Origin of the sequence: Maribacter hydrothermalis, from assembly GCF_001913155.1 — a bacterium.
GTDB lineage: Bacteria > Bacteroidota > Bacteroidia > Flavobacteriales > Flavobacteriaceae > Maribacter > Maribacter hydrothermalis.
The window spans coordinates 2010495-2035794 of sequence record NZ_CP018760.1 but is presented as its reverse complement, the minus strand read 5'-3'; the positions used below and the strand labels follow the sequence as shown (position 1 = coordinate 2035794).

Sequence of the window (25300 nt, the reverse complement as noted above, 5' to 3'; positions counted from 1 at the left end):
AATATTAACCTAATCTACGCAACTTTAGAGCTTTAAAATTTAAGCTTTTTTGCTTTGCATCAATTTTGAAATGAAAATTACTTCAAGCGGCAAAAATACAATAACTGGAATTAATAGGGAAGCCCTATAATAGCGGGATAACATATTTTCTCCTAAAAGCTGCGGATAAAAAATAGCTGTAAATACTATTATCTTAAATACGAGTACTCCCATATAAATGAATCCTAATTGTTGAAATATTTTGTCTACTTCACAAAATATTTGAAAAAATATCAGCAAAACAAGGGAAAAGAAAAAATGAAAAATGTATGCTTTTTGTAATAGAGGAATAAAATTAACAGCTGTATTCCCTAAAAAAAATTGGTGTAAAAAAAAAGAAGTCGTGCCTACTAAAAGGAACACGACTATATATGTAATTATTTTTCTGAGCAATTGTCCTTATTTATTTAAGGCCATTACTTTTTTAATGACCAAGTATATGGACAAAAATACGGCAAGTAATGTAACCGTGTCCTCTAAATATGTTTTTTCGAACTTTTGATCTAACCATTCTCCTAAAAGATTACCTAAAAAAATAGTGGCACCCATTTGTATGGCAATACCGGATAAGCTTGCCGCCGTTCGTAAAAGTTCAGAATTGTCTTTAGGAGGCTTTTGCGGTTCCATTATTGTTAGCTGATTTAAAATTGGTGCCTTTACCGCCACCCATGGTGCAAGAAGCATTAAATGTAGCGCCTGGTTCAACGGCCAATTTATTTACAGATACGGTACCTTCAATTACTGCCGAAGCTTTTAAGGATAATAGGTCAGACACTAAGAGTTCACCATTAAAGCTACCTTCTATATCTGCATTTACACATTCTACTTTACCATGAATGTAACCATCTTTACCAATGACAACTTTTCCAGAAGTTTTTACATTACCATCTAACTTACCATCAATACGGAAATCAGCTTCTGAAATTATATCTCCTTTTATTTTGGTGTTCTTCTCAATTCTGTTTGGTTGTCCTCCTATTTCATTCATAGCCTTAGGTTTTTGTCTGTCTGAAAACATTGTTTACGGTTTTGGGGTTAAAAGCGTATTTCTATAATCGATTATATTTTTGTGTACTTGTATAATCTTATAGTTCTCGGATAAAACTACAAAATTCTCATCAGCAACACGGTAATCCTTATTGTTTTTTAGAAGCTCAGCATAGCCTAGCGCAAAGTCTTTAGATTTAAAACCATGCACGACCACAAATTGATCTTCTAGGTTATAAATATCTTTAGAAACTATATTTTTATATTTAAGCTCTTTAATTGATTTTGCTAAAAGCTCCATTAATTTTAAAGCCTTTTCATTATTACTTCTTTTAAATGGAAAAACTACTTTCCAGTTAGATGTTCCCTTGGAATCCGTCTCAGGAGAAAATTCTTTAGGTTCTAATTTAGGCAACTGCTCTGCAACCATTTGTTCTGCCTTTTTACCCTCAGGATTATTAGGGTATGTAAGTGCAACATAATTTAGTGCCTCTTTAAAAAGCTCAAAACCTTGCAGTCTACCAATAGCATTAGCTTTTAACATCTCAAACTTTGGTACAATTGGGTCTCCTGTAAACCTGTTGATGTTCTCTTCCGCACCTGTAATTACTTGTAAAAACTCTTGGTCATTAAATTTTTTAAATAAGCTTTCATATTTCTTTTCAGGACTATCGGAATTATCAGCCAATACCGCTTGCGGATTTAATAGAATCTCTGCATACCTAGAGTCGCCGTGGTTGGCTATAATATCTGCCTTCATACCCTCTTTCAACGGACTTTCAACTTCTTCATAAATCTTATACAGATTGTATTTTGAAGGTAATATTAATCGCTCTTCAGCATTAGATGCCAGCACATCTTCTAATTTACCCGCAGCCAAAAGGTTTTCATTAAATTTCTCCTTATATATTAATCCTAATTGATAATTGGCAAAATTACGTTCTGTTTTTAAGCTATCAATAATAGCAACATCAGTTGGCAAGCGATCCATATAATAATCTAAAGAGAATTTTTCATCCTCACTTACAACATTTAAACTATCGTTAGCTCCCGCTGCATTTTGTAATGCAATATTTTCGCTATTAATGACCGATTTATCTGACCAACGCCAATCATCGGTTAATTCTCTATTTCCCCAACGGTTCTTAAAATCGTTTTGTCCATAACCTAAGCTGGTAATATTATAGAAATAGAATTTACCTTTGTTTTCTTTACCGCCTTTACTTTTACTAAATGCAGCAAACCCATCTGTAATTCTGTCTTTTTCTTTTTTCTGAGCTGCTTCTTTCTCTTTTTGTAAGTTTTCGATATGTTTTCCAAAATAAGCCAATTGCTCTTCTTTGGGCATTTGGTATAGTGTAACGACACTGTCGGCGTATTGAACGATATCTTCATATTTAATAACATCCTCTAAATTGTCTCGTTTCTTTTTAATATCACGAAATTTCTTGGTGTTATCTGCCAGGTTCGTCAAAACACTATCGTAATATGCACCTGCAGGTTTATAAATACTTTCATCAAAATTGTATTCCGCTAAATTCTCATAATTCAATGCATTCAATTTTGGTTTGTCTTGAGTAGCCCGTAACGATTTGTTGAAATACACCAAAGCCAAGCTGTCCGATTCTTGCTCTAAATGAAACTCGGCAACTTGTCTATAAATATTATCTAAAAAGGGTCTGTTTTCCCTATTCAACTCCATTTTAGTCAAATACTCCAACACCTCTTCCTTGTTTTCCGTAGTAATTTGGGTATTCTTTAATTTTTCAATTTTCGCATTGATCATATAAACCCTTGGCGACTTTCGGTTTAACTCCACAACTTTATCAAATGCATAGTTAGCACTGTCTTTATGCCCCAGTTGATTATAAAGCTGACCTATTATATAATAATATCTACCCTTTTCTGGATTTTTTTTTGTGTAATGCGATGCAATTTTTAGATTTTGAACCGCAGTATCAGGTGCTTTTAAATTAATGTAGGCTTGCGCCATCATAGCTCTTGCATCTGCATATTCTTGGTCCTTTAAACTTTCAAACTTCATTAAACGTTTTAAGTTCTTAATGGCCAAATCTTCATTTTCTAATCGAATATTAACTTTCTCTCGCCAAATATTTGCTTCGTTTAGTTTATCGCTCTCTGAGTATTTGTTTAAGATATAGTTGAATGATTCTAATGCAGGAATATAACGTTCGTCAAAATAACGCGCTTTTCCTAGTAGTAAAAAAGCTTCGTCAATTTCAGGATTTCTTTCTTCATCCTTAATATCCATGCTATGGCGTTGAATAGCCTTGGTAGCTTTTTCTTCAGCAATAAGAAAATTAGGATTGTTGTCTTCCGAGTCAAGTTTTATTTCTCCACTAACTTCTAACCGTTCTACCGGTAATACATCAAAATAATCGTCTTGATACGTATCGTTTAAAGTTGTGCGCCCTTCTTCAAATGCAATATCCCCATTATACAAGGTATTGTATTTGGTGTTTAGGGCATGCCATTTACGATTTATAAAGGCATCCTTTTTGGTAGAACATGCATTAAACAGCATACTCACCAAAATACCTGATAAAATAAGTTTGTTTCTAAGATTCAAAATAGTTGATCTACGTATGTATGATTAACTTAAAAACAACCATATTATTATACTGTTTATCGGTAAAGGAGGTTTTTATTTTTCCATATTCAAATTACAAATAAACTTTTATGGCCGATTATTACGGACTAGATAGTTTGTTTTGAATTAGAATGGACGAGAATTCTTTTAATAATTACAGTTAATCTGAAGAATTATTACTTCATCGGATTTTAAAATTCTCTGGACAAAGTACAGAAACACTAAACTGACCAAGGAGTCTGTTTAGTGAATTTTAAAGCTTCCGAATAAATGTCCTACGTTTAGTTTTGTGAAGTCAATACTTCTTTGATTTTTAAATCAAAATTAGTTCTCGACTACGCCGGAAAAGGCATATTTGCAACTCTTTTATTCTGTAATTACTTGAGCACTTTCCGCACCAAAAAACACTTCAAGTTCTTTCAATGTTTCGGTAGATGTTTCAATATCCCTAACAACTTCGCCCTTGTTCAATACTACAATACGTTCGCAAACTTCGGTTACGTGAATTAAATCGTGACTAGAAACCAAAACGGTTACATCTTTTTGAGATGCCAATTCTTTAATAATTTGTTTAAGTCGTATTTGGGTGGTTGGATCTAAGTTTGCAAAAGGTTCATCCAATATCACCACTTTTGGGTTGCCAATAAAGGAAGCTACAATACCCGCTTTCTTTTGGTTTCCTTTAGATAAATCTCTTAAATATTTCTTTTGACCTAAAATTTCTCCGTGAAAGAAATCTTGATACTGTGCTAAGAGTGCATCTACGTCTGCTTTATTCTGTCCGCGGAGGTCACCGATAAAGTAGAAATACTCCTCGGGAGTTAAATAACCTATTAAAAAAGTTTCATCTATAAAAGATGAAGTAAATGGTTTCCAATCTTCACTGGTATTTACTTGAACTTCGTTATTAATTATATGACCTGTAGTTGGCTGTATTAAATCTAACAACAAGCTGAACAACGTTGTTTTACCTGCGCCATTATTTCCTACTAATCCAAAACTTTGTCCCGTTGGGATATTCAATGTTTCGATATTTAATACTGTTTGCGAGCCGTATTTTTTTGATAAATTATTTATTGTAATCATAATCTTTAAATTCTAATTATTAATATGAAATGTGATGTACTCTTGAACACCTAGCTTGCTTTTTCTTTAAAGCCCGCTATCATTCCGTATTTTTTTCTCTTGTATTGTTCCGTTATTAAATCCAATAAGTAGTTTTTCATGGCAAAACCGATTATGCCCAAAACTGAAAGTATACCAACCGCCACTTCTAAATTAAAGATGTAATAAAAGATGGAAAATAAAATTATAGGAACTACCAAAACCGGAAGCATTACCAAAAATTGCGTTGCACTTGCACCTTGCATATTCCCGAACGGACTTTGATCTAATTCAATTCTTTTTTTGTTGAAGGACCCAAAATATAAAATGACCGGTATATTTACTCCCAAATTATATAATGCGCAACCAAAATTGATTGCCAAAGCATCCCAACCGAAGTAAACATAGGGTATAGTCAATAAAAACATCCCTACAACACTCACAGTAATTAATATAACTTTAGATTCTAAATACTTACGCATGGGTATATTTTGCGACATCATCATACTATAATAACTACTATCCCATGCTGGTATAAATTGACCAAAATTACTTAAAAAAATACCCGTCATAAATATGCCTACAAAGGCCTTCATTGGCATCATATTACTATAGACGTCTACCGTATAAAACACCAAACCATAAAAAACAAAAAGTAAGGAAATATACACTTGTGACTTAGTTCTTTTATTACGCCAGATCATTTTAAGATCAAGCTGTAAAAAAGACCCCATTTCGCCAAAACGTTTGGTCCAAGCCAAATCTGACGTATTTGCTTCAACTGATTTCGATTTAAGCTTTGCATCTAAATATATCTTGTCCCGTAGGTATTTATAATTTACATAATACGTGAATAAGGCCAGTGCAATAGGAATCAATATTGTTAACGGATATGCATAAAGTGCATGAAAAACCGGAGCAAAAAATTCCTTTATTGAAAACACACCGAAATAATCAAGTCCGTACCCTAAAACAAGCAAACTCACAATTGCAATAAGAACCTTGTCATTCTTGTTTATTAGTAGGTTCACGTAATTAATGCTTAGCACAATTGCAATGATAGCTACGATCCATAGTAAAACGTTTAATACAGGGTAGCCATTAAATATCAGAACTATTGCAAAGGGCACTATAAAGAAAAGTGTCAATAAATTATAGATAGATGCCGCCGATCTACCTAAAATATAATGGGCAATAGTGCTTTTCTTTACCGGTGTGGTCAAAAATGGTTTTATATCCATTACGGGTAGCTTTTGCATAAAATACCGCAGCATTAACTCTATTAAAATCCAATAGATAAAATATTGACTGACAATCCACATAGGACTCACATCTGGAAATATTTTTTTAAGAAGAAAGTACATTCCTCCACCAGTTATAGCAAGGGAAAGTAGCATATAGATTCCAAAAAAACCCATTACTATTTTAATCCCCAGACTTTTACCAAGGTTAGAGGACCTAAAAAAAGATTTCCATTGTAAGGAAGAAAATCGTTTAAACATTCGGTTGGTTTTAGTATTCAGAATATAAGTAAGAAAAATCTTGAGTTTGTTACAAGACTAATCCAATTATATTTCTAAACTACATAAAATATACCGCAACCAAATTATCGTTTTAAAGTAAAATGACCTGTAATTATTTGATTGTCAGAATATACATATTTAAACCAGTAATCTGAATCGGGTAGTGGAATTCCGTTATACAACCCCGCTACCCCAGTTTGCAGCTGGTGGCCAAAACAGTAAGCCATTAGCCAGATAACCCAAAAAACCAATAACGAATATATTTTATTGATTTATTAAACCTATACTTACTCGGAACGGCAATCGTCACGGACGAGCGCTAGCGAGGGAGCATTTAAATCTCGATTATCGAGTAAATTACTTTTTGCTTTCTACTTCCTTTACGGTTTCAATTAAAGTTTTTAAGGTCTGTACTCTGCTTTTTTCGTACGATTTATTTGGATCATAATCATGGTACGATTTTATAAATTCACTAGTAGGTTCCCATATTGTTTGCATTACACCTTTAATATGCCCCTCCATCTCTTCGGTGTTGTTTTTACGCAGAAAATCCATCATTCTCACTTGTGCTTCGGCAACTTCTGGCTGATTCCATGGGCAGGCAATAACATCAAAACCTTTCATAGCAAAATAGGCAGGCGTTGCAATCGCTTTTTTATAATGCCAATCACAAATTAAAATATCTTTTGGAATCCAATCAATAGCTCTTTGCGTATTGTTGTAACTAGCCTCCCACATGCCAATACCACTTGAACGCCCATCTAATAGTCGATCTCCCCAAATCCAAAGTCGAATATCTTTTTTGGCTAAATGTTGATGTATTTTATTGACTTCGTTTGCAAAGACAACTGCTGGGTCTAAACCTTTACATCTAGGACAATCTTTATCTACAAAATCAAAAACCTCATCCATTCCCGCATGGTAATCAGTAGCTTCAAATACTTCTACAAGTTCATCTATCAAATCAAAAACAATATTATGAACTTCAGGATGTAGCGGACAATAGCTTTTGCAATACAAGTCGTCTGGATTGGGCCAGCTGAAATTACTTAAATCAACATGTGGTTTTTCATCAAATTGCGGATATACACGCAGAAGCATTTTCATATAATCCCCCTCACTTTGATGCCCAAGTAAATTAAGTTGTGGAATTAGGTTAATGCCATGTTTTTTACACGCTGCAAGCATTTTCTTTATGTGCGCCTCGCTCAAAGGGGTTTCAGATTGTAGCTCTGGATGAGATTTCCATTGGTAATGGTAGTCTACTTGAATAATTACGGTATTTATTCCGTTTGGAGCAAGTTCCTCTTCAACAAATTTTATGAACTCATCTACCTCTTGCGGTAATGGAGTGTAAATACTGAATGCCTTTATTTCAAAAGGTTTTTGTGCAAAAGCTCCTACCGAGGAGAGCAACGTTAGAACTATAAAGCGAATAAGTATTTTTGTCATCAGATTGAGTTTATAAATGATTATAAGTTTGTCAAGTAAACAACCTCAGAACAAGCCCACGAGGCCTTTATAGAAAGAAATATTTTCCTTTCGAGGCAAGCCTCGAAGCATTTAAGTCTCGATTATCGAGTAAAAGCATCTTTCAAATATGCATCGACAAAGCTTACAACATAAGCTGCAGTAGCTGTTCTGAACTTTATTTTTTCTAGCCAACTTAATTCTAAATATACAAAAACCATAACATTGCTAAGTCATTTTTATCTGTATCGTTTGTTGTTAGCATCTACTCATAATGCCACCCGAAGATATCCGCTAACTTTAACGAAGAATGCACTAGTCAAATTCTAGCGGCATTAAAAGAAAAAGGCGTGAAGATTTACACTACTAATTAAGCCAATAATAATACTACAAACGGATAAAAATACTTCACTCCAGACTTTTTTGACAAATGTTATATGATATCGCAAAAGCATGCTTAATTTTGTAATTCGATTTAAAGAAATGAACATATGTCGCAATTTCACTCACTAACGGTAAAACATATTAAGAAATTAACGCCAACTTCTGTTGCCGTTACATTTTCAATTCCAAAAGAATTGGCGCAAACCTTCACATTTACGGCCGGTCAGTATGTCACCATAAAAAAAGAAATTAAAGGAAAAGAGCTTAGAAGAGCGTATTCTATTAGTTCATCTACCGACAAAGATGGTATTACTATCGGAATTAAAAAAGTGGATAAAGGCGGATTCTCTAACTATGCCAACTCACAATTAAAAGTGGGTGACACATTAGAAGTTATGGAGCCAGAGGGTCGCTTTGTTTTTAATACTACGAAGGACGTACAAAACATTGCTGCTTTTGCTGCAGGCAGTGGTATTACCCCTATCATGAGTATTGCAAAGTCGGTTTTGGACAGTAACCCAAAGAACAAATTCGTTTTGGTTTACGGAAACAAATCTTACGAAGAAACTATGTTTTATACGGATTTGGTGAAACTGGAATTAGAATATGCCAATCGGTTTTTTGTATACTTCACTAATAGTCAAACGCGCGAAGACAAGGCTCTATTCGGTAGAATAGATACCTCGACAGTAAACTATGCGTTGTTAAACAAGCATAAAAACGTTGATTTTGACGGGTATTATTTATGCGGACCAGAAGAGATGATTCGCTTAGTTCAAGACACATTGGTAGAAAATGAAGTGGATAAGGGTAAAATACATTTTGAACTTTTTACGCCGACTGAAATAAAAGAAGAACTTCCTATACAAGCAGATGGTCAAACTTCGGTTACAGTTCTTGTTGATGATGAAGAGTTTAATTTTACAATGGATAAGAAATCAGTAATTCTTGATGCTGTTTTAAAAGAAAACATTGATGCCCCTTATTCTTGCCAGGGCGGTGTATGTAGTAGCTGTATTGCCAAAGTAACGGAAGGAAAAGCTGAAATGGTTAAGAATCAAATCTTGACCGATAAGGAAATAGCGGACGGATTTATACTTACCTGCCAAGCACACCCAACTACACCTACAATTAAGGTAGACTATGATGATGTTTAGATAAGAGCTTACCAAATAAAAATTAAACGGCATTACTTTCGTAATGCCGTTTAATTTTGTTCATTATCTTCCTCCACAAAGTCAAAATTAAATTTGATTGAGATATCCTTCTTAGAACTTTGAAATACCTTTGATAGCATTTTCAACGCTTATTTTGGTATGTCTATAGAAATCATTGGTGTTTTTATCATCATCGCAGCTGTAATTATATTGTTTGCGTTTGAGATTTTCCCGATGGATAAAATATCCTTCTGTATTATCGCTGCACTATTATTGACAGGCTTAGTATCACCGGAGGAGGCTGTCAGCGGATTTTCTAACAAAGCGGTTATCACTATTTTATGTTTGATGATTTTAGCGATAGGACTAGAAGAGAACGGTGCAATTTCATACTTAGCGAAGGGGCTGAAAATTTTAAAGAACTGGCCCGTAGTATTAGCAACGGTTGCTATTATGCTTATTGCCGGAAGCATTTCTGCTTTTGTAAGCTCAACCGCCGTGGTAATTGTCTTCATTAAAATAGTTGCCGAGCTCAGAGAAAAATATCAACTACCCCCAGGAAAATTATTATTACCTATATCATTCGCAAGTATTCTTGGTGGCAGCTGCACACTTATGGGAACTTCAACCAACTTATTGGTCAGTAATATAGCTGCTAGGTACACTGGCGAAAAACTTGGTTTTTTTGAATTTTCGCTCATGGGAGGCACTTTTTTGGTCATTTCTATAGGTATAATTGCCCTTTTCTATCGATTTTTGCCAAGAGATACAGGTGAACTTTCTGATAATTATGACCTTGACCGTTATCTTTTAACCTTAACCGTTGAACCAGAATCTCCGTTGGTTGATACGCCCATTGGGGAAAGCTTTATGTATAAAGAAGCAGACATTACAGTTTTGCGCTTATCTAGATATGGATACGACCAAAATTTGGATAATCATGATTTACTGATCAAACCCAACGATGTCATTCTTTTACATTGCAGTTTAGAAAACCTTCAAAAAATGCGTGGCGAAGGGTATTTTGAGGTAGAACAGGAAGAAAAAGACCATTTTAAATCTACCAAGAACACACAAATTAAAAAAGTAGCCGATTCCGATAAAAAGGATAAGGACGAATCTGAAAATACGGATAAAAATTTACTGCTTGAATTATTGCTTTTACCAGGCTCTCGTTTTCTAGGTAAAAATCTGACCGAATTAAAAACCATGTTAATCCCAAGAGCTATTCCGCTTGCGGTCAATAAACGAAAGAAGTTACGTATTCTTCAAAATCGATTACATCAAAGCAATCATGAATTTACAAAGCTTCATGTGGGTGATCGCCTATTAATACAGACCAGGCCAGAATTCGTTTCTAATTTTGAAAACAGTAATAACTTGGCCGTATTAAATCAATACGAAGGTCGCACGCCTGCTACTCCGTTTAAGAGAAATTTATCCATCTTGATTTTAATTGCCACCATAACCATGGCGGCAACGGGAGTTTTTGAGGTAATGACCAGTGTAATCACCGGTACCTTAGCCATGCTCTTGTTTAAATGTGTAGAGTTAAACCGTATTTATGAAAAGATAAACTGGCAAATTATTTTTTTATTGGCAGGGATGATACCGCTTGGTATTGCCATGAGCAATGCCAAAGCAGATACTTGGATTACCGAAGAACTTTTAGCTTTGATGTCTGGTCAGCAACATATTTTCATCATCGGATTGTTGTTTTTGACGACCATGTTATTAAGCAGTGTTGTATCTAACAATGCTACCGCAATTATCATGGCACCCATAGGTATTTCTCTTGCTACTGGGTTAAGTCTAGACCCAAAACCATTTATTCTTTGTGTAATGTTCGCCGCTAATTTTAGCTTCTTTACCCCATTAGGTTATCAAACCAATGCCTTAATTTACAGCATGGGAATCTATAAGTTCAAACACTTTCTAGTGATTGGCGGAGTAATTTCTGTAGTTCTTTGGATTGTGGGTACCTTGCTTTTAAGTGCAATGTTATAGTTCTAATTATTCCGAAAAAACGGCTTCAAATTTTTTAACTGCAGCTTCATAACCAATGGCGTAAGCTTTTTCAATACCTCTTCTATCCAAAATACCAATATGCTCCAATTCTTTAGATTCAAGAACCAAGTTACAATTATTGATTTTTTGTCTGTTAATAGCATAAATCATCAACCCGGTTACCCTTCCTGTTAATTGAAACGAGTTGTTTAGATGCTTCTTTTCTAATTTAGAAACTACCGAAACATTACTGCCAATAACATATTCTACTCTAGACAAAACCGGCTCTAAAGGAAAATTGTTCATGATTCCGCCATCGGCATATAATTCACCCATATACTCAACGGGACTAAAAACAGGTGGTAAAGCAGCCGAAGCCAATAGTGGTTTTATCAGTTCTCCTTTATCAATAAAAATTTCTTCACCTTTCTGCAAATTTGTAGCAACCACGTGAAGTTCTCTATTTAAAGCCTCAAAACTATCCTCTGGAAAATACTTTTTAAAGGAGGCTATATAGCTTTCGCTATTTATTAATCCAGGTTTGGCAACGGCAAAATAGTTGTATTTAAAAAGCGGTGTTTCCTTAAAAAACTTAAGCATATCTACAACCGGTTTATCTGCCGCATACAACGCACCTACCAAAGCACCAATACTGCTTCCGGAAACTACTTTGGCTTCAAGACCGAACTCTTGCATTGCCTTTATAACACCTATATGCGCCATGCCTCGAATACCTCCGCCGGAAAGCACCAAACCTATGGACTTAGAACCTAATTGCATCTATCTAGAATTGATTTCAAAAAAAAATGCCAAGCGAATACTATTATCCGCTCGGCATAAAATTAGTCAATCAACTACCTAGGTACAAGCCTAGAAGTGTAATTTGGAATAAATACTTTTCAACCGACCAGAACAAGATGTAATATAACCCTCTGGAGGGATTAAAGTAGACTATGAATCCAATCCAAAGGCATAATAATTTTTGGTGCCATCTTCATAAACTCCTTCCAGCATCACTCCGCCTTTTTTGTTCTCTAAAATGGAAGCAACATCATCAACATCCTTAACACGTTTACCATCAATATGGGTGATAATAAAACCTTCTCGCATTTGAGTTTCACTCTTAATCTTACCAGGATATAATTTAGTAACCTGTACTCCGCCATCTAAACCAATTTTCTTGGCAATGTCTTTATTTACATTCTCAAAATTGGCACCTAAAAGGTTAAAAACGGCTTTTTCCTCCTTTTTAATAATGTTGGTACCACCTTGCGAATTATGGAGCTCTACTTCCAATTCTTTTTCTTTGCCATTTCTATTGACAACAATGGTAACCTTATCGCCAGGTCTTTTACCTGCAATAATTTCTTGAAGTCTTGGTGACGAAGCTGTTTCTTTCCCATTTACGCTAAGGATAATATCACCAGATTCTATACCTGCTAAATCTGCACCACTATTTTCACCTACTTGCTCTACCCAAACTCCTTTTGTAAAGTCAACATCTTTTTCTTTCGCCAAATTACTGTCCATAGTTCTTATGGTAACCCCTAGCATACCACGTTGCACGTTACCGAATTTCAATAAATCTTCAACTACTTTGGTGACAATGTTACTAGGCACTGCAAATCCGTATCCTGTATAGGTACCTGTGGTACTTGCTATAGCCGTGTTGATACCAACTAAATTACCATCTAAATTCACTAATGCACCACCACTATTGCCAGGGTTTATAGCCGCATCGGTCTGAATGAAACTTTCAACAGCAAATTTATCAGTATTAATATGAATGCTTCTTGCCTTTGCACTTACAATACCTGCAGTAACGGTTGAGTTCAACCCTAACGGATTACCAACCGCTAATACCCACTCACCTACTTCTACATCATCAGAATTTACCAATGACATCGTTTTTAAATTATCGGCTTTAATCTGTAAAAGTGCTAAATCTGTCGTTGGGTCGGTACCAATCACCGTTGCTTTATACGATTGATTATTATATAAAGTAACCTCAACCTCATCGGCATTATCAATAACATGATTATTCGTTACGATATATCCTTTGTCATTAATGATTACTCCGGAACCAGTTCCAACACGAGGTTGTGACTGCATACCTTCTGGAGATTGCCCTTTGAACATATCTCCAAAAAACTCTTTAAAAGGATCTGGTAATTCGCGGGCACCTTGGTGATAAGAACCACTGGTTTGTGTAGATTTAATATGCACTACCGCATCTAAAACTTTTTCCGAGGTTTCGGTAAAATCTAAGGGCTTAATATTTCCTTCATTATCCTTGGTGTATAAAGCTTGTGCTCCAGGAACAGATTCTACTACGGTAACCCCACTAGTTTCTTTTACATCTTGCTTGTTAAATTGTATTACTCCGTAACTAACTGCAAGAGCAATAACTGCCGAGAAGAAGTAAACCTTCCAATCGCTTCTGGTATTTGTTTCTGATTTCATATGTATTTAAATTTTTATAATTCTTCTGATGTTCTATGGGCAATAGCTATGCCATGCATATACCTGTGAATCCTAAAAAAAAATTAAAACTACTTGAAATTTTAAGAATTATTTTAGACTAACCGGTCGGTAACCTTAAAATTATGCCAGATCTACAATAATAAGAAGTCAATAATCTAATTTTTCAATGATTTTATAGGCAAAAATACAAGTTTGATTAATAAAGGTATTGCTAAAAACCGACCACACAGTCTAAAACTGACATTTTGACCTAATGTAAACGGTTTCATATATTTTTATTTTACAATTATGCAATCTTAGAAAACCTTTGCTATATTTTTACGTAAGTTTAACAAAAAGAAAGAACATTTAATTGAATTCACTAGGTACAGCAATTTTAGTATTTGCCAATTCCGCTAAACAAGATTTGGCGAATAAGCACATTCCTAAAGGTGAACATTTATTTGATGTTCTAACTCAGACTACGCTAAAAAAGGCAAAGAAAACAGGCTTGCCTGTTTTTCACTTTTCAGATGAAGATCAAGTTGGTGTTTCTTTCGGCGAACGTTTTACCAATGCCATTGCTAGTGTTTTTGACAGGGGATTTTCAAATATTATTACGATTGGTAATGATACACCGCATTTAAAAACACAGCATCTTAAGCATACCGCACAACAATTAGCAATGGGCAATACCGTAATTGGTCCTTCTATTGACGGTGGTTTCTATTTATTAGGTCTACAAAAATCTAATTTTGAAGTTGCTGAATTTCAAAATTTCCCTTGGCAGCGCTTTAGTTTGTACCATCAAATTTCATTGTGGTTACAAAAAGAATCGTCAGAATTAATAAAATTACCTGTTCTACAGGATTTGGATAATGAAGGAGATTTACAATCTTTACTATCGTTTTCCACTGGTCTATCTATAAGTTTATTATTGTTAATCATCGGTTTATTAAAAATAAACAGAAGTCTATACAACGTTAAACAGAATTTCTCTTCTCTATTTCCAAACAGCTTTCTATATAACAAAGGTTCACCTACAGTTTCATTTATCTAGACTCCCCTTTTATCCAAAAGTTGGATAAATGAAAACTCAGTCCTAAGCTATATATGAAACACGTATTACTTGTGTTGACCTTGTTTATAATGAACATAGTCAACGCTCAAGAAACAATTACAGGTACAATTTCTGATACCGATGGAAATACCATACCGTTCGTAAACATTGTATTATCTGGTACCATGACCGGTTCAACCACCAATGAAAGTGGTTTTTATACCATTGATGTACCCAATCTTTCAGGCGCATTAGAATTTTCTGTTTTAGGATACATGACACAACTTGTTCCAATTAATAACCGTCGTACCATTAATATAACGCTTGAAGATTCTTCTGAAGTTTTAGATGAAGTGGTTTTGACCGCATTAGGTTTGAAACGAGAAACTAAAGAATTAGGCTATGTAGTTCAAAGCTTAGACGCAAAAGGAGTTACCGAGGTAAAATCAGTGAACTTTTTAGATAATCTTTCAGGTAAACTGGCAGGTGTAACCATAAATCAAGGAGCTACCGGTGTTGGTTCTTCTTCTAAAATAACCATTCGTGGGGAAGCTTCTTTCTCTAATAATAACCCCCTTTTTATTGTAGATGGAGTACCCATTAACAATAACTCGGTCTTCAACTTTACCAATGAGGCTGCAGCCGGATTTCAAGAAATAGATTTTGGAAACGGTGCTATGGATGTAAATCCTGATGATATTGCCGAAGTATCGGTTTTAAAAGGACCAAGTGCCGCAGCATTGTATGGTACAAGAGCAGCTAATGGAGTTATAATTATTGAAACCAAAAGCGGGAAAAATTCGAAAGGTTTGGGTGTAAGTTACAACACCAGTTTTTTTATGGATTCAGCCTTTCAGTTGCCTAATTTTCAAAATGAATACGGACAAGGAAACTCCGGTGAGTTTGCTTTTGTAGACGGATTAGGTGGCGGAACCAATGATTTAATTACCTACAGTTGGGGGCCTCGTTTAGATGTTGGCAATCTTATTCCGCAATATGATAGTCCGGTAACCTTGGCAGATGGCACCATAGTGCGAGGTGGAGATACCGCTCTTTACAATGGGAATACAATAACACCAACGGAGTTTAAATCGAACCCCGATAATTTGAAGAACTTCTATGAAACCGGAACAACGTTAATTAATAACATCGCTATCTCTAACGGTTTTGAAAAAGGTAACTATCGTCTTTCGTTTACCGATTTGAGAAGTGAATCTATAATACCGGGAGTTAATTTAGACCGACAAACCGTAAGTGCACGTTTAAATTTTCAACCGATTGATAAATTACGCATCAATTCATCTATAAGCTACATCAATTCTAATAGCGATAATAGACCGTCAAATGGATATGGATCTGAAAATGCAAACTATTCTTTGGTCGCTTGGGGTCCACGTTCTTTAAATATTGAGAACTTAAAAAATTATTGGCAAACGGGTTTAGAAGGGGTTCAACAATATTCTTTCAACTACACTTATTTTGATAATCCATATTTCATTCTTAATGAAAATACCAACTCGTTCAATAGAGATAGGGTATTCGGAAACATCTCAGCCAGCTATGATATTACAGAGCACGTAACGGCATCTATACGAACAGGTATGGATTATTCAAGTGAATTACGCCAATTGAAAAGAGCCTATAGTTCTAATCGTTTTTCAAATGGCGCTTATGCCGAGCATGATGTTTTCTATAGAGAAGTAAATACCGATTTCCTATTGAACTATACAAATCAATTCAATGACTTTAAAGTTGATGTATCCCTTGGCGGAAATCGATTAGATCAAAAAGCATTTACCTCACAAGCACAAACTACAAGTTTAGCACAACCGGGTATTTTTAGATTGTCTAATGCTGCTTCACCAATTGAAGTATTCGAGTTTGAATCTAATAAAAGAATAAACAGTTTTTACGGTCTAGCTAAATTTGGATATAAAGATTTCCTCTTCTTAGATGTCACCGGAAGAAACGATTGGTCCAGTGCTTTGGCCACTCCGTTTTCGGTTGATAACACCTCATTCTTTTATCCATCGGTATCTAGTAGTTTTATACTATCAAAAGTGGTTGAGTTACCTAAAGCAATTTCTTTTGCAAAACTAAGGGCAAGTTGGGCGCAGGTTGGTAACGATACAAATCCGTATCAGACTACAGGTGCTTTTGTAGCACAGACACCGTTTAATGGTCAGCCAACCTTTAGTAATTCTAATACCATTGCAAACGCTAATCTACAACCAGAACTAACTTCTTCATTTGAAGTAGGTGCAGATGTACGATTGTTTGGCGACCAAGTCCGTTTTGATGTTTCGTATTATAACGCAATGACCAAAGATCAAATCATTTCTTTGCCCATAGGTATTTCCTCAGGTTATACGCAGCAAGTGGTTAATGGTGGTGAAGTTCGTTCCAAAGGCGTGGAGATTATTTTGGGCATTTCGCCAGTACTAAGTCAGAATTTAAAATGGAACAGCACCTTAAATTTTAGCACAAACAGGTCTACGGTAGAAAGCCTACCACAAGACGAAGGGCGATTAACATTGGCATATTCTAGAATTTACGACAGTCAAAACCAAACGGTATTTTTACAAGCAGAAGAAGGCGGTCGTGTGGGTGATTTGTACGGAACGGGATATCTAAAAAATGAAAATGGTGATTTTATCTTAACGGATGAAGGTAGATACATCCCTAATAACGAATTGCAAAAACTGGGAAATTACAATCCCGATTTTATGTTGGGCTTCAATAATCAATTCAATTATAAGAGCTGGAATATGGGTTTCCTTTTTGATTGGCGACAAGGCGGAATCATTGTTTCTAGAACAAAAGCATTAGGTAACGTTGGTGGTCAGTTAGCAGAAACAGCAAATAGACCAGAAGAAGGAATTATACCCAAAGGCGTTGTAAATACCGGCACTGCAGATAATCCTGTGTATACACCAAATACCGTTGCTGTAACGGCAGAAAGTTACTACCGTCAGTTTTATGATAGAAATCACGAGGAAAACAATACGTATGATGCTTCCTTTTTAAAGCTGCGTCAAGTATCCATTGGTTATACGTTTGACAATCTTAGTCTTTTCAATCAAGATGCCACGTTGAGTTTATCTCTAATTGGGAAGAACTTGTTTGCCATTACGGAGAATCCGCATTTTGACCCCGAGCAATTGGCAGTACAAGGGCAAGGATTTATAAGTGGTGTTGAAGATATGTCATACGCCACCACAAGAAGTATCGGTTTTAAAGCCGGGTTTAATTTTTAAGAAAAAGATGATGAAACATATATATAGCATTCTAATCTTGTTGTTGGTCGTTGGCTGCACAAAAGAATTTGAAGAAATTAATACGAATACGAACGATCCGGTTACGGTACAACCTAGTCTTTTGTTAAGACAGGTTATCTATGACTACGGTGAACAAATGTCTTATGAAGGTTTTACTGCTGGTAACCTATTAGGCCAATATAGTACCGCTCTAGATTTTAACCTATTCGATCGTCATGATTTAAAGTCACCGCAACTGGGGGGAAATCCGTGGCCTATATTCTATCAGAATTTAAGGGATAATGAAATCATACTGAATTTATCTCAAGAGAATGCTGCTTATGCGGTTTATGAAGGTCCGGCAAGAATTATGAAAGCATTCATGTCGGCAGGTTTAACAGATTTATTTGGTGATGTCCCCTATTCCGAAGCATTTCAAGGAGATACAGAAACCGTAACTCCCACTTACGACAAACAAGAATCTATTTATATGGATGAAGGTGGTGTATTCGATAATCTAGATAAAGGAATTTTAGCCATTCAAAACTATACGGGAACCATAGCGTTGGAAGGTGATATTTTATTTAATGGCGATTTAGACGGATGGATTCGTTTTGCAAATTCATTGAAGATTAAATATTTAATGCGTGTTTCAAGCAAAATTGATGTTGCTTCTCAATTGCAGACGATAGTTACTGATGGTAATTTTATTGATGATAACAGCGAAAATGCCATTTTCAACTTTACCGATGGCGAACCAAATAGTTTTAGGTTGGCACAACTTAGGGTCGGCGATTTTAATAATTATGTGCTTTCTGAAACGATGGATGAAATTTTAACCAACTTAAACGATCCAAGAATTGCACGCTTATACCAACCTTTTGCCAATGGCACTGATGGCGGTTATAACGGACTATTAAATGGAATCGATGCCTCTGCGGGAGTATCGTTAGCTGATTACTCTTTATTAGGTACCATATTTAGAGAAAATACAGGGCTCTTAGATGCCAATTTCATGACAAGTATGGAAACACACTTTCTACTAGCGGAAGCTTCAGAAAAAGGTCTTATTGTAGCGGATACCGAAACGCTTTATAATACAGGCGTAACACAAGCCTTTGAATATTGGCAAGTAGCCCTACCTACTGATTATTTAACCGTTGACGCAGCTTTAAATAATGGTGATCCTTTAGAGAATATCATTACTCAAAAATGGATTGCGAATAGCATAAATGGTTATGAAGGATGGATTGAATATAGAAGAACAGGTTTTCCGCAATTGAAAACAATCTCGGCTAGTTTAAATAATGATTTGATTCCGATACGCATGCCTTATCCCGCTGAGGAAGAAGCTTTAAATAATGCCAATTATACCCAAGCTTCAAATAACACGGAAGGCAATAGTATAAATGTGGCTGTTTGGTGGGATGAGTGAAAGAGTTAGGAGTTAGGAGTTAGGAGTTAGGAGTTAGGAGTTAGGAGTTAGGAGTTAGGAAAAAAATAAATTTATGACTGAAGTACAAATTTGGCAATGGGGATTAGTGATAGCATCAAGTTTGGTGTTGTTTTTCCTTTCTCCATGGGCAAAAGATACCAATCAGTTTTTTAAAGCGGTTCAAAAGAAGAAAGCACCCAATACGTTCATGTTAATGGGTAGTTTAATCATTTCTTGGATATTTGCCAAGAGTATTACCAACGCCGCAAACTTAGGCTTGGACTTCGGTATCGTTGGTGGTATTGCCTATGCCGGGTATTATTTGTCATTTGCCGTAGCAGGTATTGTAATTTACAAAATGAGGTTGCATGGTAAGTATACCAGTATTCATCATTTTCTATCTTCAAAATTTGGCAAAACAGCCGTAACTGTATTTTCAATTCTTATTGCATTTCGTTTGTTTAATGAAGTATGGAGCAACACAATGGTCATCGGAACTTACTTTGGCGATATAGGCACAAGCCCGTATTATTGGTCTATTTTAGTCTTTACCGGATTAACCTTGGCATATGTATTAAAAGGAGGTATGAGCAGCTCAATTTTTACCGATGTTATCCAAATGGGGCTATTTACACTTCTTTTAGCGGTAATATTATTCACTATTTTTAGGAAGGATAATGCAATCACCACCTCCGAAGTAATAAATTCCGGAATATGGTCTTTTGAAACAGGTTTAAATTTATTAATTGCAGCATTATTACAATCCTTCAGTTATCCCTTTCATGATCCGGTGTTGACCGATAGAGGGTTTATCAGTAGTCCGAAAGTAACATTAAAGAGTTTCTTGTGGGCAAGTGCATTAGGTGCTATTTGCATCATTCTGTTTAGTATTATCGGAGTTTATGCTCAATCTCAAGGTATGCAAGGTCAGGCAGCGGTACAAGTCGGTAAGGCGTTTGGTACGGTAATTCTTCTGGTCATTAATTTTATTATGATTACGTCGGCAGCATCAACATTAGATTCTACCTTTTCATCATTTTCAAAATTACTGGCATTAGATCTAAACCTTGGAAACACATTAAAATTTGGTCGTTGGTCCATGGTAGCAATTGCTGTTTTAGGTACCATACCCGTTTTTTTAGATGCAGAGATACTATCAGCTACCACCATTAGTGGAACTATGGTTATAGGGCTAACTCCCGTTTTTCTATTTTGGAAAGGAGACGCGCCTAAAATCAGTTTTCATTTAAGTGTATTTAGCGGATTAATTTTTGGTTTCCTTTTAATTTTCAACTGGTTTCCAAATGATTTGATTTTTACAACTGGCAAGTATGCCAATTTATTATGGATTAATTTTTGGGGCATTTTATGTTGCCTATTCGTTTATAGAATACCTACATGGATAAAGAAATAAAATATATTGGTGCCAAAAACGGAAAGCTATTGCTTTTTGGTGGCGTGTATAGTAATCTACAGGCTTTGGAGCAATTGATTTCCATTGCTGAAGAAGCAGGAATTCAACCAGAGAACTGTATAAGTACCGGTGATATTACGGGTTACTGCGCACAACCAGAAGAAACGGTACAACTATTTCAAAAATGGGGTGCACTTACTATTGCTGGCAATGTAGAATTGCAACTTGCCAATGATAGCGAAGATTGCGGGTGCGATTTTAAAAGTGGTAGCCGTTGCGACGATTTTTCTAAAATGTGGTTTCCGTATACTAAAAGGCATTTATCGCCACAATCCTTAGATTGGATGAAGGAAATTCCCGAATACATTAGTTTTGATTATGGAAACAAAAAAGTAACGGTAGTCCATGGAAACTATGGAAACACTTCTGAATTTATATTTAAATCAAATGCTACGGAAAGTAAAGAACGCTGTTTTACAGCCACTAAAAGTGATGTGATTATTGCGGGACATTGTGGCTTGCCATTTCATCAAACTATAAAAGAAAATTTATGGTTGAATCCTGGTGTTATTGGTATGCCAGCAAATGATGGTACCACAAGGGTATGGTATATGATTCTGAATATCGAAGACGGAGAAGTTACTTATTCTCATCATTCATTCCAATATGATGCCGAAACAACGCAAAAGTTAATGTACAAAAACCACTTACCAGAAGCCTATGGCGATACCCTTATTTCTGGCATATGGGACAATATGGAAATACTCCCTAAAATCGAAAAAATGGGACAGGGAATTCCGATTCATTTTAACCAAGAACAAAAAGATTCAATAAAACCTAAAACACAAAAAAAAATGGCAAATACGTACTACGATCCAGCAGATTTAAGAAAATTCGGAAAAATAACAGAGTGGAGCGAAGAGCTTGGAACAAAATTTTTCGATTATTATGGTAAGGTTTTCGAAGAAGGCGCACTAAGTGCTAGGGAAAAATCCCTAATTGCTTTAGCAGTTTCGCATGTAGTTAAGTGTCCGTATTGCATTGATGCCTATACCAAAGATGGATTGCAAAAAGGAATTACGAAAGAAGAGATGATGGAAGCGGTACATGTTGGTGCTGCCATAGAAAGCGGCGCGACATTAGTGCATGGTGTACAGATGATGAATAAGTATAATAAATTGTCCATGTAAATTTCGTTGATGGTTGTTCGTTGATGGTTGTTCGAAACAGCCTTCTTCAATAATCAAAACATTGAAGTTCAAGCTAGTTTAAAAAAATATTACAAATGGAATATTCATTATGAATATCCATGGTTAAGAATAAGAAATTAATTGTTGTCATGTTAAAGTTTAAAGCATTTACAAAATGCCAACAACGAACAACGAACAACGAACAACTAAAAAAATGGCTACAAAATCATTAAAAGCAAAAGGGAACGAATTAGCAGTTTCCAACAAGCAGTTAGAAATATTGAACGGAGGCATATTTGCTGATGGAGAGCTTCCTTATTTTAAAGACAAAATCGCAGATATTGGGCATTTTCCCTTGCGACCAAAAAAACTGGAAATCTTACAAATTAACGTAGGTTACATGTGTAATCAGGTTTGTGAGCATTGTCACGTAGATGCGGGCCCCGACCGCAAGGAGATAATGACTCGTGAAACTATGCAGCAATGTTTAGAGGTCATCAAAAATACTGGAGCACATACCCTAGATTTAACCGGTGGTGCACCAGAAATGAATCCTGATTTTGAGTGGTTTGTAGAAGAAGCTGCAAAAGCGGGAATTAAAGATTTTATTGTTCGTTCTAACTTGACTATAATTAGGGCTAATAAAAAATATTATCACCTACCTGACTTCTTTAAAAAGCATAATGTTCATGTTATTTCTTCAATGCCGCATTACACTCGTGGTAAAACAGATAAGCAAAGGGGTGACGGGGTTTTTGATAAATCAATTAAGGCATTACAAGAATTAAACGAAAGAGGGTATGGTATGCCAGATAGCGATTTAAGGTTAGATTTGGTTTATAATCCGTCAGGCGCATATTTACCGGGGGATCAAGCAGCGATGGAAAAGGATTTCAAAAAAGCCTTAAAAGAAGATTTTGATATTCAATTCCATAACCTGTTTGCTATTACTAATTTACCAATAGCACGTTTCTTAGATTACTTAATAGCATCAGAAAACTATGAGGATTATATGTATGCTTTAGTAGAAGCTTATAACCCTTCTGCAGTAGAAAATGTTATGTGCACAAACACCATTTCTATTAGTTGGGACGGTTGGTTATATGATTGTGATTTTAACCAAATGCTAGACTTGAAAGTAGCTAGTAAGGTAAAGCACATTAAAGATTATAATGAAGACTTGTTGAACGATAGAAACATTATTATATCTCAACATTGTTATGGTTGTACGGCAGGTGCCGGTAGTAGTTGCCAGGGCACGGTGGCTTAGTTAAATCTATATTGTTATAAACATATAGTAATCGCTCATTGTTATACAATGAGCGGTTTTGCATTTAAACACCTAGATTTTTAAGTGTTATACATCTTCCATCAAGTACACTTAAACCGACCGCTTAGTTTGTAAACTATTGCATAAACTATGTTGTTGAACGGTAAAAGGTTCGTTCACCGAAAATTAATGTTACTACATCTATAAATTCTAAACGTTCATAACAATACTGAGTTCTTTGAATAGACCATATGGTCTGATTTACCCAAATCTTATATGTTATGAACAAGAGTTTAAAGCGCATGGCAACCATGCAACGTATGCAAGCAACAGGACTAGAATTATTTTATTCTCAAGGCTATTATAATACTAGTGTTGACGATATTCTTAAAAAATTGGAACTATCAAAAGGTGCCTTTTATTATCATTTTGAATCTAAAGAAGATTTCTTTTTACAGATAATACAAAACCTTTTAGCTCGTAAAATATATAGCACCTTAATTGAACCTATTGAAGGTCATGATAATCCATTGACATTGATTACACAATGTTTTGATAATGCTATGGAAACCGCAGTACATAATGAAATGGATTTCGGTTGTATTTTAAGTAACTTTTTAACCGAATTCAATGGTAAAAATGAAGTAATCATGCGTCAATTAAATGAGATAGTTACTGTTTGGGAAGTTAACCTTATTACGGCACTACAAAAGGGAAAATTTAATGGCTATTTAGACCGCCATGTAGATTGTGAAGCTGTTGCTACCTACTTAATGAGTTCATATTTCGGTATAAGAACGTTAATGACAGGTGCTGCGCCATCTGCCAAAAAATACAGGTATATGTCTCAATTAAAACAATACTTCAAAAGTATGGAAGCTAAAGTGGTAACGTTTTAAACTTTGTTGGCTAATAGTTCGGAAATTTTCAAAACGACAACATCTGGTGAAATAGTTTCCATAACCTTATCGTAACCATCAGGATATTTGTTTCCATAAATGGAAGTCGGAATGGCAGGATATTTTTTCCTATCGGATAAAAGGGCATTACTTTCCGGTTGACCAAAGGGGTAAAAACCAGCATACGGATGTGTAACTCCCCAAACCGTAACGGTTGGCACACCAAACATTGCAGCTAAATGTGCGTTACCGCTATCCATTGCAAGCATAAGCTTTAGATTCGATATTAAAGCGAGCTCTTCAGAAAATGAAAGTTTACCTGCAGCGTTGGTACAGTTCTCATATTGTTTTTCCCAATTCGTCAAAAGTTCTATTTCCTTCGCTCCGCCGCCAAACAAAATTATTTTATACTTATTCGTTTTATTTAGTTGGTCAATAACAATTTCCATTAACTCTAACGGATACATTTTCCCTTTAAAGGCTGCAAAAGGTGCAATCCCTATTAATTGATAGTTCCCTTTTCTAGAAAAATCAGAAAAAGAATTAGGGATTTTCCTTGGTAAGAGTGTTTGCATTTCATTATCCGCAATAGTGTAGCCAATGGTATTAAAGACATCGGCATAACGACAAAAGGTGGTTTTAAGAGGCTTAAAAGTACTTCTTTCAGGGTCAATTAATGTCCTTTTCTCAGTCCTACCCTTATCCAATTGTACAAATGGAATAGATGACAACCTAAAATATTGTTTTAAGATTGTGCTACGTAAAACATGATGCAAATCTGCGACTACATCTATTTCTAAGTTTTTAAGTTCTTTATAAAGTTTCCAAAGTCCTACAACTCCCTTATGTCTTCCTTTAACATCTGCAATGAAAACAGAAACATTTGGTATATCGGTGAAAATAGGTGCTGTAAATGATTTCGTTAAAACAGTAATCTTTACCGCAGGATATTTTTTTATCATACCACAAATAACCGGGACGGTCATGGCAACATCACCCATAGCGGACAATCTTATGACCAGTAAATGTT

20 protein-coding genes and 1 pseudogene are annotated in these 25300 nt (G+C 35.4%); 10 read left to right on the top strand and 11 right to left on the bottom strand.

Annotated features, from left to right (window positions below; genetic code table 11):
* Positions 1-39: 39 nt before the first annotated feature.
* From BTR34_RS19260 to BTR34_RS08630, 8 genes are all read right to left on the bottom strand, one after another.
* A complete protein-coding gene (locus tag BTR34_RS19260; protein ID WP_394333945.1) occupies positions 40-432 on the bottom strand; it encodes a DUF6168 family protein in 393 nt (130 codons plus the stop codon).
* Between the two features lie 6 nt (positions 433-438).
* Positions 439-666 carry an AtpZ/AtpI family protein gene (locus BTR34_RS08660; protein WP_068480197.1) on the bottom strand — a complete coding sequence of 76 codons (228 nt, stop codon included), beginning with the start codon at positions 664-666 and terminating at the stop codon, positions 439-441.
* Complete coding sequence (locus BTR34_RS08655) at positions 644-1057, bottom strand: bactofilin family protein (protein ID WP_068480194.1); 414 nt, start codon at positions 1055-1057, stop codon at positions 644-646. The genes BTR34_RS08660 and BTR34_RS08655 overlap by 23 nt, the downstream gene beginning before the upstream one ends.
* Before the next feature lie 3 nt (positions 1058-1060).
* Positions 1061-3616: a type IX secretion system periplasmic lipoprotein PorW/SprE gene (porW, locus tag BTR34_RS08650; protein ID WP_068480192.1), complete on the bottom strand. Its 2556-nt coding sequence runs from the start codon at positions 3614-3616 to the stop codon at positions 1061-1063.
* Between the two features lie 387 nt (positions 3617-4003).
* The gene (locus BTR34_RS08645) at positions 4004-4723 is read right to left on the bottom strand and encodes an ABC transporter ATP-binding protein (RefSeq protein ID WP_068480188.1); all 720 of its coding nucleotides are present in this window, start codon (positions 4721-4723) and stop codon (positions 4004-4006) included.
* Positions 4724-4773: 50 nt separating this feature from the next.
* The gene (locus BTR34_RS08640; protein ID WP_068480185.1) at positions 4774-6243 is read right to left on the bottom strand and encodes a DUF5687 family protein; all 1470 of its coding nucleotides are present in this window, start codon (positions 6241-6243) and stop codon (positions 4774-4776) included.
* Between the two features lie 104 nt (positions 6244-6347).
* Positions 6348-6491: a T9SS type B sorting domain-containing protein gene (locus tag BTR34_RS19255; RefSeq protein WP_157483718.1), complete on the bottom strand. Its 144-nt coding sequence runs from the start codon at positions 6489-6491 to the stop codon at positions 6348-6350.
* Positions 6492-6621: 130 nt separating this feature from the next.
* Positions 6622-7716 carry a family 20 glycosylhydrolase gene (locus tag BTR34_RS08630; protein WP_068480181.1) on the bottom strand — a complete coding sequence of 365 codons (1095 nt, stop codon included), beginning with the start codon at positions 7714-7716 and terminating at the stop codon, positions 6622-6624.
* Positions 7717-8225: 509 nt separating this feature from the next.
* Here BTR34_RS08630 and BTR34_RS08625 point away from each other — a divergent pair.
* The gene (locus BTR34_RS08625; protein ID WP_068480178.1) at positions 8226-9275 is read left to right on the top strand and encodes a 2Fe-2S iron-sulfur cluster-binding protein; all 1050 of its coding nucleotides are present in this window, start codon (positions 8226-8228) and stop codon (positions 9273-9275) included.
* A gap of 159 nt (positions 9276-9434) precedes the next feature.
* Entirely contained in the window at positions 9435-11282 is a 1848-nt protein-coding gene (locus tag BTR34_RS08620; protein WP_068480174.1) for an SLC13 family permease, read from the top strand.
* A 6-nt stretch (positions 11283-11288) separates the two neighbouring features.
* On the opposite strand, the gene BTR34_RS08615 is transcribed toward BTR34_RS08620, so the two are convergent.
* The gene (locus BTR34_RS08615) at positions 11289-12062 is read right to left on the bottom strand and encodes a patatin-like phospholipase family protein (protein ID WP_068480171.1); all 774 of its coding nucleotides are present in this window, start codon (positions 12060-12062) and stop codon (positions 11289-11291) included.
* A 171-nt stretch (positions 12063-12233) separates the two neighbouring features.
* The gene (locus BTR34_RS08610; RefSeq protein WP_068480168.1) at positions 12234-13745 is read right to left on the bottom strand and encodes a Do family serine endopeptidase; all 1512 of its coding nucleotides are present in this window, start codon (positions 13743-13745) and stop codon (positions 12234-12236) included.
* Between the two features lie 373 nt (positions 13746-14118).
* Between BTR34_RS08610 and BTR34_RS08605 the strand changes: the two genes are divergently transcribed.
* The 8 genes and pseudogenes from BTR34_RS08605 to BTR34_RS08575 all read left to right on the top strand — a co-directional run bounded on the left by BTR34_RS08605 (position 14119) and on the right by BTR34_RS08575 (position 24270).
* Positions 14119-14805, top strand: a complete 687-nt coding sequence (locus tag BTR34_RS08605) for a TIGR04282 family arsenosugar biosynthesis glycosyltransferase (protein WP_068480165.1) — start codon at positions 14119-14121, stop codon at positions 14803-14805.
* Between the two features lie 53 nt (positions 14806-14858).
* Positions 14859-18062, top strand: a complete 3204-nt coding sequence (locus tag BTR34_RS08600) for a SusC/RagA family TonB-linked outer membrane protein (protein WP_068480162.1) — start codon at positions 14859-14861, stop codon at positions 18060-18062.
* Between the two features lie 10 nt (positions 18063-18072).
* Positions 18073-19497, top strand: coding sequence for a SusD/RagB family nutrient-binding outer membrane lipoprotein (locus BTR34_RS08595; protein ID WP_068481805.1), 1425 nt, complete (start codon positions 18073-18075; stop codon positions 19495-19497).
* Positions 19498-19570: 73 nt separating this feature from the next.
* The gene (locus BTR34_RS08590) at positions 19571-20911 is read left to right on the top strand and encodes an SLC5/6 family protein (RefSeq protein ID WP_068480159.1); all 1341 of its coding nucleotides are present in this window, start codon (positions 19571-19573) and stop codon (positions 20909-20911) included.
* A pseudogene (locus BTR34_RS08585) lies at positions 20896-21531 on the top strand (metallophosphoesterase family protein); the annotation flags it as partial. The gene BTR34_RS08590 and the pseudogene BTR34_RS08585, both read left to right, overlap by 16 nt.
* 234 nt (positions 21532-21765) lie before the next feature.
* On the top strand, positions 21766-22101 hold the full coding sequence (locus BTR34_RS18580; RefSeq protein ID WP_081819435.1) for an arsenosugar biosynthesis-associated peroxidase-like protein: 336 nt from the start codon (positions 21766-21768) through the stop codon (positions 22099-22101).
* 214 nt (positions 22102-22315) lie between these two features.
* A complete protein-coding gene (arsS, locus tag BTR34_RS08580) occupies positions 22316-23371 on the top strand; it encodes an arsenosugar biosynthesis radical SAM (seleno)protein ArsS (protein ID WP_068481802.1) in 1056 nt (351 codons plus the stop codon).
* Positions 23372-23652: 281 nt separating this feature from the next.
* Positions 23653-24270, top strand: a complete 618-nt coding sequence (locus BTR34_RS08575; protein WP_068480153.1) for a TetR/AcrR family transcriptional regulator — start codon at positions 23653-23655, stop codon at positions 24268-24270.
* Here the strand turns inward: BTR34_RS08575 and BTR34_RS08570 are convergent.
* Positions 24267-25271 carry a glycosyltransferase family 9 protein gene (locus tag BTR34_RS08570; protein WP_068480150.1) on the bottom strand — a complete coding sequence of 335 codons (1005 nt, stop codon included), beginning with the start codon at positions 25269-25271 and terminating at the stop codon, positions 24267-24269. The genes BTR34_RS08575 and BTR34_RS08570 overlap by 4 nt on opposite strands.
* Positions 25272-25300: the final 29 nt, after the last annotated feature.